Source organism: Candidatus Pseudothioglobus singularis PS1, assembly GCF_001281385.1.
GTDB classification, from domain to species: Bacteria; Pseudomonadota; Gammaproteobacteria; order PS1; family Pseudothioglobaceae; genus Pseudothioglobus; species Pseudothioglobus singularis.
This window is the reverse complement of record NZ_CP006911.1, coordinates 874,569-889,569: the sequence shown is the minus strand read 5'-3', so window position 1 is coordinate 889,569 and position 15,001 is coordinate 874,569. Positions and strand designations below refer to the sequence as shown.

Below are 15,001 nucleotides of genomic sequence, written 5' to 3'. Positions count from 1 at the left end.
TTATGAAAAAACTACTCCTTTTTTTATTTATCTCTATAAGCTTCAATGCCTCTGCTGCTGATGATTTAGTAGAGTATATGGATAATGGCTTACCAAAGCATTATGAGTTATTAGATGGCAAAACACCCATTTATATTGAGTTCACTGATGTTATTCAAGGGCGTTATATAGTTGATGTGGAATGGTTTCCAGACTGGGGGTTAGTGCCTATGTTTAATGGTCCTGCTAATATCAATTTCAAGCTGGTTGACAGAGACGTCAAATTCACCATTAAAACAGACTTTTTCAATATTGGGAATAGGATGTTCAGTTTTCCAAAGTATAGGATAAACGCCAATACTATAGCTAATAAAGAGGTCATCAAGATGAAGTATAGTGATATAGCTAATGAACCCTTTGCTTTTGGTGATATGAACTTTGATGGGGTTAAAGAGTTAGTCATAGCTAATAGGAGACAAGGTCAAAGACATCACGATGCTTATGAGGTCTATTTGATTCAGGAAATTAAAGATACTAGCTACTTTAATATCATGGATTTAACCGATACATTGCCATATAGCAACATAGATGCAACGACAGAGTTTGATTCAGATAATAAGACAATCCAGCTGTATTATTCTGGTGGTGCTTGTAGCTCCTCCTATGAGACTTATAAAAGGGTTTTTAGTGACTATCCTTTGAGAGACTATAATTTCGAATTAATCCATAAAATTGACTATGAGACCTGGGATGAAGATGGGAATGACATGCCTTGCACTAAGTATGTTTATGATGTTGTAGATGGTAAAGAAATTCTAGATGAAGCCAAGTCTGGAACTGTAGATTAAGTACAAAAGTGCCTCGAACATTGTGAAAAAATTTACTCATTTCCATTACCAACATTATTGATGTTTATCTCTCCATCATAAACTTCATAATCAATTTTATTTGGATTACAACACACCTCACAATCATAAATCTCACTGATGTTCCCAACAAAAGAGGATCCAACCTCCAACGAAACTTCAAACTGCTCAAAACAAAAAAAACAAGTGATTGCTTTATATTCCATTTTTATTTTTCATCAATAAATAAATTCTCTGTAAATTTATTAACATAGCTAACAAAAGCGCAATAACTACAATTTCAATCCAAAAACCCATAATTGATCTCCTATTATCTATTCAAATAAAAATGTCCCTGATTATAATTAACATATAATCATACTTGCACTTAATGCGAGATTTATATGAGCAAAAAGCATAAAACCTTTAGTATCACTGAACTGCGGCGTATCAACTAAATATTGCGCTCGTAGCTCAGCTGGATAGAGTGTCGGCCTCCGAAGCCGAATGTCGGGTGTTCGAATCACCTCGAGCGCACCAAACACTTTACCAGTTAGCATAAGGCTTTCAGCGGTAACCGCCAACCTCTCTTTTTAAGCATCTCTTTAAATTTAATGCAAATTTAATGCATTAAATGGAGATTTGCGATGGCAACAATACAAAAACTAATGAACAAGAAGGGCGTCTCTTACCGCGTCCAGATACGCAGGAAAGGACTTCCCAACATCTTTAAAACCTTTACCCATAAGCAAGACGCAAGACGCTTTGCTCTTAGGATAGAAGAGAGTAAGAGTGCTCATAGAGCCTATAGCTCTAAGCTAACCTTTAGTACTCTTGTAGAAATGTATCTAAGTAAAGAGTACCTAGGGACTAAGCCGCAGATGCAAAGAAGTAGACTGAAGTACTGGCTTAATCATATGGGAGAGATGCCCATCAATGATATTGGTAAAGATGATATTAACTCAGGTTTAGACAAACTGCCAAATGAGCTCAGTAACGCAACCATTAATAAATACAAGAAGCTCGCATCGGTTGTCTTTAACTATGGAATCAGAGAGCTGGGTCTAACTGAGAATCCAACGCGATATATACGCTCTCTGCCTGAAAAGAAGGGAAGGACAAGATATCTATCAGATAATGAGAGAAAACGCCTATTTAGAGCTTGTAGAGCTTCAAAATGGGAGATGCTCTATTTACTTGCCTTAATGGCAATTACAACAGGAGCGAGAAGGGGAGAGCTACTGAATTTAAGATGGAATGACATAGACTTTGAGAAACAAGTGGCATATATCAATAATACTAAAAATGGAGAGGCTAAAGTTCTGCCTCTAACAATTGATGTGATTAATGAGCTTCAATTATTTAATCAGAATGATAGCTCTCTAATATTTGCATCCAAGATTACCCCGTCAAAACCTTATGTCTTTTATAAACCTTGGAAAAGGGCAGTTAAAGATGCAGAACTCGAAGACTTTAGATTCCACGATTTAAGACACACTACAGCATCCTATTTAGCTCAGAACGGTGCAACTCTTCTTGAGATAGCAGATGTCTTAGGTCATAAGCAAATAGAGGTGACTAAGCGTTATGCTCATCTATGTATAGAGCATAAGTCAACACTTATTAATCGAGTTATGGGTGGCATTTAGTATCATAATAAACTACAATAAATTAAACATCTACAGGAAGTAAAAATGAAAAAGGGATTCACCCTCATCGAGTTACTTATCGTAGTTGCCATCATTGGTATTCTCGCTGGTGTAGGGGTGCCTATGTACAACGGGTATATGATACAAGCGAAAATAAATACTTCTGAAGCAAACCATAAGCAGATTGCAAATCTTATATCAAGAACTTTTCTTGAATGCTCCATAAATCCATCAAAAAAAATGAGATTACACCCAAAAATGAGCACTGTCCCTTGTGATTCTAATCAAATGGGAGTTTGGTATGGGTATTTTTCAGACTATGTTGATTGGTTTGGAGGTTATGAGAATGCTTATGATGACTCACTAACATTTTGCTATAAGTCATCAAATGCAGGAAACGTTAGAAATCCTGATATTGGAAGATGTGTAATAAAGTATAAAAGTCAATCAGGTAAGACAGGAATTTTACTTAAGACGAATATTGGTAATGAATCTGGACAACCAGATTACCTCGAAGAGTTCATAATTAAAGAGTAGATATGCTTAAAATAAAAAAGGGGATTCACCCTCATCGAGTTACTAAGAGTTATGCTCATCTATGTATAGAGCATAAGTCGACACTTATTAATCAAGTGATAGGCGGTATTTCGTTTCAATTTGACCTAAGACCATATAGGTCGTATACTAAGTTTCACTTCAGTAATAGCTCTATTATGAAACAACACTCTTTGTTCAAATGAAATTATAGCTGTGTACTTCTGGATAATAATCATTTGGATTTTTTTGATAGGTGTATTTATTGGTATACCCTATTTTATTTATCGTGCAATTAGGGAAAAGAATCGATGGGTAACATTAATTTTAATTTTGATTTATGCTTTTGCTATTCTTTTTGCTTGGGTTGCTATCGACTTTAATAAAGGGTCTTCTTTGGTAGAAGTTCAGATTAAAGTCACAAACTCAAACCACACTAAAAATAAGAGCTTTATTGCTGCTTCGCTTACAAAGTGTTCTTCAGGTTCAGCAAAGGTATCTATCAACAATGTTGATGTAGATTGTAAAGATGATAAATTAAAGCCCGCATTTATAGCCTACTTTAAAGACATAAATAAAAATCCTTATGACGTTACTCTAGCCTCGATGTTAGAAGGTGGAGGCACTCCAGCTTTAGGCCAATCTTTTCTTGCTGTCGATGGAAAAAAATACACTCTAAAAACAAATGTTGGTGATGAAGATGGTGGTGATGTCGTTTTAAATGACATCATAGTCAAGGAATAATATGAAAAAACTATTACTAATTTTATCTTTTTCATTTTGCTTTCCATCTTTTGCTAATGATCACATTAAATCTTTAGAGGGTGGATTTTGTTACCAGGCAAATACAGCTCAAATTAGAAATAACCGTTATTTTTTGCCGAATGAGTCTAAACCATTTTCTGGAGAAAACTTATGTATTTACGCTAAGAATGGACAATATCACTCTAAAGGAGAATTAATTGATGGGCTACAAGACGGCTGGTGGACTTGGTGGAAAGTGAATGGTGAGCTAAGCAGAACAGAGGAATATGAGGACGGAGAAAAGATAGGTTATAAGAGGATTGCTTTAAATGAAAATGGATACATAGAAAGAGAGAGAATCTACCAGAATAATAATTTAATTGCTGAAAGTAAATACGAATATTACCCAAATGGTCGGATACAAAAGGAGGCATTATTCCAGCTCGAGGAGAAAGTTAGTGAAATTGAATACACATATTATTCAAACGGACAGATAAAGAAAAAGGTTAATCACATTCAGGAAAATGCTACTGAGTGGTATGACAATGGTCAGCTAAAGACTGAGGTTGATCGCTTAAAGGGTAAATTTAATGAATGGTATGAAAGTGGTCAGATAAAGTCAGAAGGAGTTTACAAAGATGACTTTAAAGAAGGTAAGTTAACTGTTTGGTATGAGAATGGTCAGATAAGAGCGGAGGGTAATCATAAGAATGGTGTAAGTAATGGGAAATACACTAATTGGTTTGAGAGCGGTCAAATTAAAGAAACAGGAAATTATATAAAAGGTGAGCTAGATGGAAAGGTAACTAACTGGTATGAAAATGGCAACAAACATACAGAGGGATATTTTAAAAAAGGCATTAAAGATGGTCATTGGATTTATTGGTATGAGAGTGGCCAAGTACACAAAGAAGAAGATTTAAATTCAGGTGAGGCTTTAACATCTGCAGAAAAAGAAGCTCTCAAAAAGAAAGCTCAAAAAGTTTTCGCTGAGGTGAAGAGAAAAGCTGAAGAAGATAAAACGAAAGAAGAAAAATTAAATTCAGATGAGGTTTCAAAATCTGCTGAACAAGAAGCTCTTTTAAAGAAGGCTCAAACAGTTTTCGCAGAGGTAAAAAGGAAGGCTGAAGAGGAAAGAGCGAGAGAAGCTGAAAAAAGGCGTAGGCAAGAGGAAGCTAAAACAAAAGAAGCTGAAAAAAGAAAAAGGCAGGTAGAAGATGATGCTGAAAAGGCTCGAATACTTCTAGATCAATTAGAAGCGGAGAGAGCTAAGCAACAATTAGCCTTTGAAAATGAACAATACAACCGTCTTTTAACTCAAGAAGTACAAGCTGAGCAAGATCAAGAAAGACTAATAGTTATTGAAGATCAAAGATCAACCTTGGTAACTGCCTGGGTTAATAATATTGCTGCATTAATTAAATCTAACTGGCGTTATCAAGGTGCTGATGATAGTTGGACAGCTGAAGTCTATGTTGTTCAAGATAGAGATGGAACTGTTGTAGCAGCAGATGTTCGCAATGCCAATGTTGGAGATAGTACTAGAGCCAAAGCATTTAAAGACTCTATTAGAAGAGCAGTATATAAGTCATCACCACTTCCATCTGCTCCCAGTGAAGAGATATTTAACAAAGAGTTAATCTTGATTTTTAGTGTGAATTGATTGTGAAAAAAATACTCATTATTTGCTCAATCCTTTTCCTTGTTTATCTTGCATTTTTTTCGTATTCTCGATGGACTATTGAGAAAGAGTATTGCTATGAAAATGATGCTTGGATTTGTTAATGGACTATGAGTACCTTAACTGTATGCTCAATGGCTCATCAGATATGATGGATACTTGCTAAGTATTATGAAAAAACTACTTCTACCCTAATAAATAAGGATAAATATGTCAATAGATTTCTTAGATGATTTTGTAAAACAAACCAAAACTGGTGGTCAAAAAGTGAAACATTACCCCAAAGAATATTCTAACTTAAGGTTAAGGGTTTCTTTTGGTCAGGGAACTCTATCTAAAATCCCTTGGGTACAGGTTGTTGCTCCAGATGTTGGCACATCAAATGGCTATTACCCAGTTTATTTATTTTATAAGCAAGAAAACATATTGATACTTGCATATGGGATAGGTGAGAGTGTTGAAGCTGACAGCTGGAACTCTGAAATTCATTCATCTAAGCAAAGAATAGATGAGTTTATAGATAATCCTTTCAGATACGGAAACTCATATGTTTGTGAGCATTATGAGCCGATTGTTAATGGAGAGGAAGTTAATTATCTTCGAGATGGGAAGGAGGTCTCTAAGAAGCAAATGACAGAAGAATTAGATTCTTTGGTTGATTATTACAAAGAGTGTATGGATATAGATTTAAAAGATGAAACATCAGTCATTAGCACTGGACTTTTTTATATGGAGCAGCAATTAGAGGATTTTATTATTCGAAATTGGGAGGAAACAGAATTAGGAAAAAAATATGACCTTATCTATGAAGAAGGTGAATTAATAAGTCAGCAGTATCGTACAGATATTGGAATAATGGATATTCTTGCTAAAGATAAGAAAGATGGAAGTTATGTAGTTATTGAGTTAAAAAGAAAACAAACAAGTGATGAGACTATTGGTCAGGTAACCAGATATATGGGTTGGATAAAGAAAAAACTGGGTGACCCTGAAGTCAAAGGAATAATTGTTGCTGGTAAATTCGATGAGAAACTTGATTATGCGCAAGAAATGACTCCTAATATCGAAGTATTTCTTTATCAAGTTGATTTCAAATTAAATGAACACAAGCGTTAAAACTGGTCTTAATAAACCATACTCTATTTGTATTTAAATAGTCATTAAAAAGGGGTGTCCTACAGCCCAATCTAAGCCATTTTAATTGGCATAAATAAAATCCATTTTTCGCTCTGCAGCCCCCTCTTTAAAGGGGTTTATAGAGTTATGCGGATGTATAGAAGAAAATTTAATATAAATGGAGGATTTATGCATTACTTAGATATAGATTTCATTAAAGATTTAATAACAGCAAAAATAAAAGGAAGAGTCATTAGAAAAAGTATGTTCTTGCATTTATTGGCGAATATAAATCTCGATTATCAGACTATAGACTATGAGCTGGTTATCAACCGATTAATCAGGGATGGAGAGTTGAAAGAATCAGATGGATTTATCCGACATAAAGATTCAGAAGATTTAACTAAATTATTTGTCGAACATAATGGTGTTCGTGGCATTTGGGCCTCTAAAACATAAGGAGAATAACAATTGATAAATACAAAATTAGAGAAGCTATATTTAATTGATTCAAAACTAGAATTGTGCGATAAGTGGAGGCAAGTATTCTCTGGCTTTCCTGAGGTAGAAGTTCTTACAGGTGACTACTTTCAACAAAGTGCAGATGCGATTGTGAGCCCTGCAAACAGCTTTGGAATAATGGATGGTGGGCTTGATTTAGCCATCAGAAATGAATTAGGTTTTCAAGTTGAGAAAGACATTCAAGAAGTTATTCTTAAGAAATACCACGGTGAGATGCCAATTGGTTCAGCTGAGATTATAAATACTAACCATAACAAATGGAGCTACTTGATTGCAGCACCGACTATGAGAATACCTGAGAATGTTGCTTATACTCTAAATGCGTATATCGCCTTTAGAGCTATTCTGATTGCTATAAATAGCTTTAATGAGTCTAAGCCCAAAAGACCAATAAAGTCTCTTATATGCTCTGGTTTAGGGACTGGTATAGGTTCTATGGAGCCTGTTAAATGTGCAGCACAGATGAGGGCTGCTTACAAGCTAATCAAAGAGCCTGCAAGGATTTCCAGCTTTGAAGAAATATATCAATCACATCAAAGTTTATTAACAGCATAAGTCGAGTCTTATTAATCTAGTTAAGGGTGGTATTTAGTTTCAGAATAAACTACAATTGTTAATATGGAATTAATTGAAATACTTGAAAAAATACAAAAGCTCAAGTCTGAATCTCAAATATATTTAAACAGGCTCAATTCAGCTGAGGCAGAATTTGAACGCTTAAAGAAAGAAATATATGATTACAATTTAAAAGACAAGAAAATGTTTGATGAGCATTCAGTCAAAATTTCTAAATACAGAGAAAAAGTATTAAGTTTGTCAGAGAGGTTTAAAGATTAAAAATGTCTGAAAATATCATTTTAATTCTTCTCTTATTGATTGCCTTTTTTTTATACTCATCTTGGCGAAAGAAAAACGATTCAGATACTATGAGTATTGAGCTATCAAATCTTGAAGAAGGCCTTAAAAGCTTAAAGAATTGGGTTGAGATAACTGAAAAGTCAAATAAAACAATAGCAAAAAAGCTTGCTGAAGCAAAAAGATATAACAAATACCTTTACCTCTCAAGAGAACATCATATGTTTGATGTTTTGGATGAATTTTTAAAGCAAGCTCCCAATCTCGAAAAGGATGAGCAATGATAAGTCAATATAGTAATCTTTCATCTGCAAGAAAAGAATTAGATGACTTAAGAAAAAAAGTAAGCCAAATATCTGAAAAAAATGATAATTTATTGGATAAGCAAGCTGCTCTTGAAGAAAGTGATATTTATTTTCTAGATTTGTCTTTATATAAAGAATATGAAGAATATTGTTTTCCAGAGAATATTGTTTGGGATGAATTTACAAATAAAGACTCCAAGCCCGAAGAGCCTAAGAATGTATGTGCAATTTTTAAAAGAAGAGCCGAATGGGAAAAGAAAGAGAATATACCCTCTACCTGGCTACCTTTTGGAAAATCAAGAGGTGATAGAATTGGGGAAAGTAAATTTAGAAATACAGCCCTAGGAAAACTCTATTTAAAGTTAAGGTGGGAGTCATCTGAACTGTTTCCATATCCAAAATGGGCTGCAGATTATCTTAGCAAGTCATATCCTAATCCTTATGACATTTTTGACTCTGATGAAGAAAAAAAGGAAGAGGAGGAAAGTGCACTTGAACAAGAAAATGAAAGAGTTTTAATGTTGCAGAAAGAGCTTATAAAGGCTAATAAAAATCAAAACTATGAGCTAGCTAATAAAATTAAAAAAGAATTAGAAAGTTGAAAAAACTACTGCTACTACTCTTCTCTCTAGTGCTTTCTTTTAATTCTTATGGAAGCTCACATTTAGATTTTTCTTTAAGTGACTTTTGTTATGAGCAACCAAATGTCCAAACAAGAATTGAAAAAATAGATGAATATAACTCTGTCAATGTTTATTTTTTTCCTAATCAAGAAGTAGGAATTACAGCCACTAGTATCTGTGTTTATAAAGATGCATATGGTCAATATGCAACCAAAGTAAATCTTAAAAATGGTAAGTTAGATGGTAAATCAACTTGGTGGTATAGGAATGGACAACTTGATACAATAGAGTATCTTAAGGATGGAAAGTTATTTGGAACATCAACTAGCTGGTATCCAGATGGCCAAATGAAAATGAAAGGAAATTGGCCAAACGGTATTAAAGATGGAAAATATATAACTTGGTTTAAAAATGGCCAGATTTGGCGAGAAGAGCATTGGAAGAATGGTAATTTAGATGGGAAAAGTACTTTGTGGCGTGAAAATGGTAATAAAGCATATGAGTTCAATTACAAAAATAGTCTCTCTATTGGTAAAGAAACTAATTGGTATGAGAATGGCCAAAAGCAAAGTGAGATAAATAGAAATGATGAGGGCAAATTTACAGGAAAGTATATTGAATGGAATGAGAAAGGAGAGATAACATCTGAGTATATGTGCGAAGATGGTAAATGTACTTCAATTAAAGGTTAATTATGATTGGCTTTATCTACGTTATGTCAAACCCTGCTCACCCTGGTCTTGTAAAGATTGGTCAATCAAGCAAAGACCCAGAGAAAAGAAGGCGTGACCTTAGCACAACTGGAGTTCTTGAAGATTTTGTTCTTGAATACAGGGCTTTAACAGAAGATTATGAGGATGTTGAATTAGAAGTGCATAGGCAATTAATAGGCTCTAGATATAGAGAAGACAGGGAATTTTTTAAAATTTCACCCTCTGAGGCAATTAGTAAAATTAGAGAAGTTGCAGGTGAGAGGATTGAATCTGAGAAAAATTACTCAAAGTTTGTTTCTGCAGCACAAAGTCAGAGTGGCGATGGATTCAAGGTTATTTTAATTATTCTTGCAATATTTTTTCTCATAATGATGTTTGATGCTTTGGGACCAGTCATTGCGGGATTACTTATGAGTATTGTTATTGCTGGCATACTCATATACAGAACAAAAGAAAAATAATAGCATTACTGTTAAATATTACAATAGAAAATAGGTATATAATTCTTCTTAATTAAAGGAATAGTTCACCTCACGAACTGGGCATTTGTTCCTATTGTCGCCCTAGGATTTTCCTTAAAGTACTAAAACGGAGGTAGTCAAATGGGTAAAGTAATATATCGCGAGTTACCTGAGGACCACCCTCTTTTTAAGAGTGGATGGTTAATCGCAACGGTCAAAAGACCAGTCAAAAAAGATAAAAACTCAAGCAAAAATAAAAATGTTGTCCTTTCAAACAAGGAGGGCAAATGAAGATTCAACAAAAAATAAAAGATGCTGAAGCAGGTGATTTAAAAGCTCAGTGGGATTTAAGCAATATGTATTATGAAGGTGATGGTGTCACCCAAGATGATGATAAAGCTTTTTATTGGACTTCCAAGGCGGCTTTCCAAGGACATATTACTAGTCAATTCAATCTAGGTTTCTTGCATTCGAGTGGCAAAGGCACTTCCGAAGATTCTGAAAAAGCTATTTTTTGGTTTCGTAAAGCAGCTGAGCAAGGCTACGATTCTGCACAGAATAACTTGGGAGTGATATATCTCAAAGGGCTTGGAGTTGATATAGATTATGAAGAGGCTTTTATGTGGTTTCTAATGGCTTCAAACTCTTCATTAAGTATTTGTAGTGACTCCAGAAAAGGACCAGGCAATGCTAATGCCCAATGTAATTTAGGAATAATGCATTATAAAGGTCAAGGCGTTCCAAAATCGAATTTAGAGGCGGCACATTGGATTAATTTAGCTCATAGGCAAGGCAGTGAGCGTGCAACTGAATTACTTGATGAATATGGGTTATGGGATGATATTCAAAAATATTATTTTATTTAGTGATAAGAAATTATGGGTTAATCTACACCATAAATTCATCATTTCAACACAAAGCAATTGCATTCTGTAAATAGAATGATGAATGTTGTTCTCCTAAAAACACTAAAGTGAGATTAGATGGAATAGCGTGCATTCTCACATCAAAGGTGCCTCTCCTAATTTCCTTTGACTGTTCGCTATAAATTTTCTAATAGATGAAACGACTATTACTACTATTATTCTGCATCACTTCCTTAAGCGTATCCGCTAGTCAGGAGCAGATGATGTCTATTATCAACAAAAAAGCTGAAATGACAGCAGCGGATTATTTGGAAGAAAAAATTCAAGGCACTATATGCAAGTGGGTGCTAACTGAAGAGGAAAGATTATTTATAGAAAACTATTAATATTATTTGTTCTTTGTTCTCAAGCCGTCTTCGCTGAGGACGACAGCTATCTTATCGATGATAGTCTTGCAATGGCTAGACAGGGTGAATTTGTTCGCGCAGCAGACCTAATTGTTGATTTAGCTAATAATGGTGACTCCACAGCACAGTATGTGCTCTCAATGTACTTCAGAGACCCTAACGCTTTAAACATTCCAGAAGTAGGTGAAATGTGGTTAATGAGGGCTGCTGAAAATAATAATGCCAAGGCTCAATATGATTTAGGTTGGAGACTGGCTGCTGGTTGGAAGAATGACACAGTAGAAGATATTGTGGAAATGATATATTGGTTTGAAAGAGCGACCTTTAATGGAAGTGATGACGCTTATGCTAATTTAGCGACACTCTATGAAAATGAGCATAGAGATGTATTAGCTGAGATGGAAGTTGCTGCTAATAATGGTAATGCTATGGCGCAGTTTAATCTTGGATGGATTAACGCAAGAGGGCTTATGAGTTCTGAAGGCTTAATGCAAGATATCGATGTTGCTGAGGCTTGGTTTGAGAAGTCAGCAAATCTAGGATTTAAAGATGCAATTGAGGTGCTTGAGAAGAACTTTTGAAATGAAAATAATACTCAATACGCTGGTGGTGAGGTATACACTCCTTGATTAACTTTCTCAATTCAGTTCCACTTTATCCAGGATGGTTATTTGTTCCTTTCTATGGAATGCTTCTACATTACTTTACCAATTATAAGAAGACAGGTATTACGCTGATAATTCTATTTTTTGTTCCATTTATTGTAGTGACTGCTTCTCTTGCCTTTTGGCTTACTTCGTGCTCTGATATGTGGGTATGTCTTCAAGATAGTTTCTGGGATACACCTTGATTAACTTCCTCAATTCAGTTCCACTTTACCCAGGATGGTTATTTCTCTTCTTCTTTGGGCTATTTTTCATAAAGCTCACAAAATATCGTAAGTTAGGAAAAGTTATCCTAATCCTATTCTCTATCCCTGTTTTGTTTATTGTTGCCTCAACGATTTTTGGGATATGGCTAATGGAGACTAATCCCGGAGTATTTCCGGGTGGGGAGGCATACACACCTGGACAAGTGGATTAAGTCTTAATTTATGAATAAAAGTGAATGTGATTATCAATACAGTACTAAATATCTAGAATAATGGCTCATATACCTAAAATAGACCTCTTTCTAGACGTCAATATGCCTCATTTAGAGGAGTTATCAAGCCAACTAGGCAAAGACCTTGGAATGAGGCAAAAGAGTCAATTTAAGGCTCTAAAACTGCTGTTATGTAATCTATTCATACAAGGTCAAAGAAAGGTTATGGTCTCTCGTAAAAAGCAACCCTTAGGAGGCAAAAGATACAATCCATTGGGGATTGGTTATAGTTCAATCATTTCGTCACTAGATGCTCTTGAGAGCAATGGCTATATCGTTCAAGAATTAGGGGATTTTGACGAGAATAAACGAACCACTATGATGCCTACTGACAAGCTATTGCAGTGGTTTGAAAACACTGAATGGTCAGACGAGGGCATAGACAAAAGAGTTGGGACTTATATCACCCTCAGAAAAGCTAAAAAAGATAATGGAAAGCAATCTTATATCGATTATGAAGACACTGACTACTCCAAGTGGCTAAGTGAAGAAATTAAACAGTATGACCAACTTCTTAGCAATAGTAGGATTGTTCTTTTAAATGATGATGGTACTGAAGATAGAGAGTTCAAGAAGTTCACCATTCAGAGGAAATTTATTAGGCATAAACATCAAGGTGAGAATACTGAGTTTGCCTATGGCGGAAGGATGCCCGGTCCTTGGGTTAATCTATCATCAGAGCTCAGAAAGAATATAACTATTGATGGTCAGCCAACAATTGAGCTAGACCGAGATGCATCACATCTAAATGCTATGTATCAAGTGATCACTGGAGCACCATATCCTTATGACGATGACCCTTACTATATTATTGTTGATGGTTATCCAGTACCAAGGCATATCGCTAAGAATTTCTCCACATTTATGCAGGGTAGTAATTCAGTTTTAGGAACTGCTCATTCAGTCATTAATCATTATAAATATGAAGCCCTTAAAGTTAAAAATCCTAAAGCTAAAGACATTAAAAAGCACGAAGAATATATTGAATTTAAGAAGAAAGTAAAGTCTACTGACATAGCTAAAGCAATCTTAAGTAAACACCCAAAGATTGCTAAGTACTATAACAACGGAAAAATCTATGGCGACTTCATAAGCTGCTGGGAATCTGACATAGTCTTCGAAGTTGTAATGGAGCTTACTAAGAGAGAAATACCTTGTCTCACTATTTATGATTCTTTTATAGTGCCAATTCAGTATAAAGAGTTAGTAGACAATATGAAGGATGTAACACCTTATATAAATAGAAGAGTGTTATCTGAAGAGGTATTCAATATAGATAACTATAATGATAACTAATAAGGATATATCTTAAGTCCTTAGCTCTTTAGGTCTTTGGGAGACCCAAGAAACCTATAGGGGGTCAACTCGTTTTAAGAAATTCTATCTCTCAAAAGAGTTAATTGTACTTCTAATGTTGTCAATGAATTTTTTTAAAGTTAATAGTATTTTTTTCATAATGATTAATCTCTATCTACTAATTTACAAACTAGGATTTCATTCCCTATAATGTGTGTTTCTTTAAGGTCACAATATCTTGCCATATAAAGTGATAGATTAAATTTTTCTGAACTATTATTAAGTTCTCTTTCTGTAATTTTTTCCCATTCTGGGAAGTCAAGAGCGTCAAGAATATCTGTATATTCTGGTGTGTCATAAAACCTAAACCCACTCAGATTCAAAATATCTCCCTCCTCACAAACAGAAAATAACTCAGAACCTTCAATAATATTACTGGCACCAAGAAGTTGTATTCCACCTTCACGAACATTAGCGACACAAGTGCCTGTCACAATGTTATCAGCAAGAGCACTATAACTAAGTGTCAGTGAGAAGAGCAGTAGGAGTAGTTTTTTCATATACCATACCTATAATGAAGACAAAATAGCAGACACTATAAATATCCCGCCTATCCCACCAATTATCATCGCTATTATATTAAAAAATTTACTCAACCAATCTTCTTCTGGAGGAAGACTTGCTTCATATTCTTCCCGCTCTTTCTGTTTTAAAACCTCTATTGCTCCTTCATCAGCAATCGATTGAACTCTATACTTAAGATAAAGCGATTGAGTTTTAGCATCATCTCCCGAAGATTCAGCTAGTGCTTTAGCGTAAACACCTTTATTGACTTTACCTGATTCTAATTCAGTTAGTGCTTGGTGGTAGTATGCTTCTTCTCCTTTCCTTTTAAAAGCATTACTATCATCTTTAGATTTGTTAAATAATCCCATAACAAACATTGTAGTTTATTCTGAAACCAAAGTCCAAATTTCGTTTGATGTGTGAGTGAGTGAATATTAATATTTAGACAGTCTATTTGGGGGTCCCCGGGGGTCTAAATTTAGTGCAAATTTAATGCAATTAGGTCAAAAAGTGCACTAATATTACTTATAATCAGTTTTGCATTAAATATAAATATGATATTTAAAAAGAGAGAAACACTTGCTAACACTGAACTTGCGGCGTATCAACTAAATATTGCGCTCGTAGCTCAGCTGGATAGAGTGTCGGCCTCCGAAGCCGAATGTCGGGTGTTCGAATCACCTCGAGCGCACCAA

23 protein-coding genes and 2 tRNA genes are annotated in these 15,001 nt (G+C 34.8%); 22 read left to right on the top strand and 3 right to left on the bottom strand.

The annotated features are described in order from the left end of the window. The first annotated feature begins 2 nt into the window (after positions 1-2). Positions 3-827: an XAC2610-related protein gene (locus W908_RS04560; RefSeq protein WP_053820113.1), complete on the top strand. Its 825-nt coding sequence runs from the start codon at positions 3-5 to the stop codon at positions 825-827. A gap of 32 nt (positions 828-859) precedes the next feature. Here the strand turns inward: W908_RS04560 and W908_RS04555 are convergent, their stop codons facing one another. After that, the gene (locus W908_RS04555; protein ID WP_020024312.1) at positions 860-1,051 is read right to left on the bottom strand and encodes a zinc ribbon domain-containing protein; all 192 of its coding nucleotides are present in this window, start codon (positions 1,049-1,051) and stop codon (positions 860-862) included. Between the two features lie 236 nt (positions 1,052-1,287). On the opposite strand from W908_RS04555, the gene W908_RS04550 reads away from it, so the two are divergent. From W908_RS04550 to W908_RS04470, 20 genes are all read left to right on the top strand, one after another. Beyond that, a tRNA-Arg gene (locus tag W908_RS04550) sits at positions 1,288-1,364 on the top strand. A 107-nt stretch (positions 1,365-1,471) separates the two neighbouring features. Then, on the top strand, positions 1,472-2,473 hold the full coding sequence (locus W908_RS04545; protein WP_053820112.1) for a tyrosine-type recombinase/integrase: 1,002 nt from the start codon (positions 1,472-1,474) through the stop codon (positions 2,471-2,473). A 45-nt stretch (positions 2,474-2,518) separates the two neighbouring features. Then, on the top strand, positions 2,519-3,010 hold the full coding sequence (locus W908_RS04540) for a type IV pilin protein (protein WP_053820111.1): 492 nt from the start codon (positions 2,519-2,521) through the stop codon (positions 3,008-3,010). A 246-nt stretch (positions 3,011-3,256) separates the two neighbouring features. Beyond that, entirely contained in the window at positions 3,257-3,751 is a 495-nt protein-coding gene (locus W908_RS04535; protein WP_144417908.1) for a hypothetical protein, read from the top strand. A gap of 1 nt (position 3,752) precedes the next feature. Then, positions 3,753-5,414, top strand: coding sequence for a TonB C-terminal domain-containing protein (locus W908_RS04530; RefSeq protein WP_053820109.1), 1,662 nt, complete (start codon positions 3,753-3,755; stop codon positions 5,412-5,414). 228 nt (positions 5,415-5,642) lie between these two features. Then, the gene (locus tag W908_RS04525; RefSeq protein WP_082345015.1) at positions 5,643-6,548 is read left to right on the top strand and encodes an endonuclease NucS domain-containing protein; all 906 of its coding nucleotides are present in this window, start codon (positions 5,643-5,645) and stop codon (positions 6,546-6,548) included. A gap of 189 nt (positions 6,549-6,737) precedes the next feature. Further along, a complete protein-coding gene (locus W908_RS04520; RefSeq protein ID WP_144417907.1) occupies positions 6,738-7,007 on the top strand; it encodes a hypothetical protein in 270 nt (89 codons plus the stop codon). Between the two features lie 12 nt (positions 7,008-7,019). Continuing rightward, entirely contained in the window at positions 7,020-7,625 is a 606-nt protein-coding gene (locus W908_RS04515; protein ID WP_053820107.1) for a macro domain-containing protein, read from the top strand. Between the two features lie 63 nt (positions 7,626-7,688). After that, positions 7,689-7,907, top strand: coding sequence for a hypothetical protein (locus W908_RS04510; protein ID WP_053820106.1), 219 nt, complete (start codon positions 7,689-7,691; stop codon positions 7,905-7,907). Between the two features lie 2 nt (positions 7,908-7,909). After that, complete coding sequence (locus W908_RS04505; RefSeq protein ID WP_053820105.1) at positions 7,910-8,209, top strand: hypothetical protein; 300 nt, start codon at positions 7,910-7,912, stop codon at positions 8,207-8,209. Beyond that, on the top strand, positions 8,206-8,832 hold the full coding sequence (locus W908_RS04500; protein ID WP_053820104.1) for a hypothetical protein: 627 nt from the start codon (positions 8,206-8,208) through the stop codon (positions 8,830-8,832). The genes W908_RS04505 and W908_RS04500 overlap by 4 nt, the downstream gene beginning before the upstream one ends. Before the next feature lie 29 nt (positions 8,833-8,861). Further along, on the top strand, positions 8,862-9,545 hold the full coding sequence (locus W908_RS04495; RefSeq protein WP_144417906.1) for a toxin-antitoxin system YwqK family antitoxin: 684 nt from the start codon (positions 8,862-8,864) through the stop codon (positions 9,543-9,545). 2 nt (positions 9,546-9,547) lie between these two features. After that, the gene (locus W908_RS04490) at positions 9,548-10,027 is read left to right on the top strand and encodes a GIY-YIG nuclease family protein (protein ID WP_053820102.1); all 480 of its coding nucleotides are present in this window, start codon (positions 9,548-9,550) and stop codon (positions 10,025-10,027) included. A 141-nt stretch (positions 10,028-10,168) separates the two neighbouring features. Continuing rightward, positions 10,169-10,318 carry a hypothetical protein gene (locus tag W908_RS08790; protein WP_158404002.1) on the top strand — a complete coding sequence of 50 codons (150 nt, stop codon included), beginning with the start codon at positions 10,169-10,171 and terminating at the stop codon, positions 10,316-10,318. Then, positions 10,315-10,893 (top strand): tetratricopeptide repeat protein, encoded by a 579-nt coding sequence (locus W908_RS04485; RefSeq protein WP_053820101.1) that lies wholly within the window; start codon positions 10,315-10,317, stop codon positions 10,891-10,893. Before W908_RS08790 ends, W908_RS04485 begins: the two co-directional genes overlap by 4 nt. A gap of 194 nt (positions 10,894-11,087) precedes the next feature. Beyond that, complete coding sequence (locus tag W908_RS08775; RefSeq protein ID WP_144417905.1) at positions 11,088-11,279, top strand: hypothetical protein; 192 nt, start codon at positions 11,088-11,090, stop codon at positions 11,277-11,279. A 71-nt stretch (positions 11,280-11,350) separates the two neighbouring features. After that, on the top strand, positions 11,351-11,881 hold the full coding sequence (locus W908_RS04480) for a tetratricopeptide repeat protein (RefSeq protein WP_236849117.1): 531 nt from the start codon (positions 11,351-11,353) through the stop codon (positions 11,879-11,881). Between the two features lie 44 nt (positions 11,882-11,925). After that, entirely contained in the window at positions 11,926-12,150 is a 225-nt protein-coding gene (locus tag W908_RS08770) for a hypothetical protein (RefSeq protein WP_144417904.1), read from the top strand. Beyond that, positions 12,147-12,383, top strand: a complete 237-nt coding sequence (locus W908_RS04475) for a hypothetical protein (protein ID WP_053820099.1) — start codon at positions 12,147-12,149, stop codon at positions 12,381-12,383. Before W908_RS08770 ends, W908_RS04475 begins: the two co-directional genes overlap by 4 nt. Before the next feature lie 60 nt (positions 12,384-12,443). After that, on the top strand, positions 12,444-13,739 hold the full coding sequence (locus W908_RS04470) for a hypothetical protein (RefSeq protein ID WP_144417903.1): 1,296 nt from the start codon (positions 12,444-12,446) through the stop codon (positions 13,737-13,739). A 164-nt stretch (positions 13,740-13,903) separates the two neighbouring features. On the opposite strand, the gene W908_RS04465 is transcribed toward W908_RS04470, so the two are convergent. Then, positions 13,904-14,299: a hypothetical protein gene (locus W908_RS04465; protein WP_053820097.1), complete on the bottom strand. Its 396-nt coding sequence runs from the start codon at positions 14,297-14,299 to the stop codon at positions 13,904-13,906. A 9-nt stretch (positions 14,300-14,308) separates the two neighbouring features. Further along, positions 14,309-14,683: a hypothetical protein gene (locus W908_RS04460; RefSeq protein ID WP_053820096.1), complete on the bottom strand. Its 375-nt coding sequence runs from the start codon at positions 14,681-14,683 to the stop codon at positions 14,309-14,311. A 240-nt stretch (positions 14,684-14,923) separates the two neighbouring features. Between W908_RS04460 and W908_RS04455 the strand changes: the two genes are divergently transcribed. Continuing rightward, positions 14,924-15,000, top strand: a tRNA-Arg gene (locus W908_RS04455). Position 15,001 lies beyond the last annotated feature (1 nt).

Excerpts from the sequence above, each read along its gene's own strand:
- W908_RS04490 (WP_053820102.1), top strand. The coding sequence starts at position 9,548 with ATGATTGGCTTTATCTACGTTATGTCAAACCCTGCTCACCCTGGTCTT.
- W908_RS04530 (WP_053820109.1), top strand. The coding sequence starts at position 3,753 with ATGAAAAAACTATTACTAATTTTATCTTTTTCATTTTGCTTTCCATCT.
- W908_RS04525 (WP_082345015.1), top strand. The coding sequence starts at position 5,643 with ATGTCAATAGATTTCTTAGATGATTTTGTAAAACAAACCAAAACTGGT.
- W908_RS04470 (WP_144417903.1), top strand. The coding sequence starts at position 12,444 with ATGGCTCATATACCTAAAATAGACCTCTTTCTAGACGTCAATATGCCT.
- W908_RS04500 (WP_053820104.1), top strand. The coding sequence starts at position 8,206 with ATGATAAGTCAATATAGTAATCTTTCATCTGCAAGAAAAGAATTAGAT.
- W908_RS04545 (WP_053820112.1), top strand. The coding sequence starts at position 1,472 with ATGGCAACAATACAAAAACTAATGAACAAGAAGGGCGTCTCTTACCGC.
- W908_RS08775 (WP_144417905.1), top strand. The coding sequence starts at position 11,088 with ATGAAACGACTATTACTACTATTATTCTGCATCACTTCCTTAAGCGTA.
- W908_RS04460 (WP_053820096.1), bottom strand. The coding sequence starts at position 14,683 with ATGTTTGTTATGGGATTATTTAACAAATCTAAAGATGATAGTAATGCT.
- W908_RS04505 (WP_053820105.1), top strand. The coding sequence starts at position 7,910 with ATGTCTGAAAATATCATTTTAATTCTTCTCTTATTGATTGCCTTTTTT.
- W908_RS04480 (WP_236849117.1), top strand. The coding sequence starts at position 11,351 with ATGGCTAGACAGGGTGAATTTGTTCGCGCAGCAGACCTAATTGTTGAT.
- W908_RS04510 (WP_053820106.1), top strand. The coding sequence starts at position 7,689 with ATGGAATTAATTGAAATACTTGAAAAAATACAAAAGCTCAAGTCTGAA.
- W908_RS04520 (WP_144417907.1), top strand. The coding sequence starts at position 6,738 with ATGCATTACTTAGATATAGATTTCATTAAAGATTTAATAACAGCAAAA.
- W908_RS04485 (WP_053820101.1), top strand. The coding sequence starts at position 10,315 with ATGAAGATTCAACAAAAAATAAAAGATGCTGAAGCAGGTGATTTAAAA.
- W908_RS04465 (WP_053820097.1), bottom strand. The coding sequence starts at position 14,299 with ATGAAAAAACTACTCCTACTGCTCTTCTCACTGACACTTAGTTATAGT.
- W908_RS04540 (WP_053820111.1), top strand. The coding sequence starts at position 2,519 with ATGAAAAAGGGATTCACCCTCATCGAGTTACTTATCGTAGTTGCCATC.
- W908_RS08790 (WP_158404002.1), top strand. The coding sequence starts at position 10,169 with ATGGGTAAAGTAATATATCGCGAGTTACCTGAGGACCACCCTCTTTTT.
- W908_RS04555 (WP_020024312.1), bottom strand. The coding sequence starts at position 1,051 with ATGGAATATAAAGCAATCACTTGTTTTTTTTGTTTTGAGCAGTTTGAA.
- W908_RS04560 (WP_053820113.1), top strand. The coding sequence starts at position 3 with ATGAAAAAACTACTCCTTTTTTTATTTATCTCTATAAGCTTCAATGCC.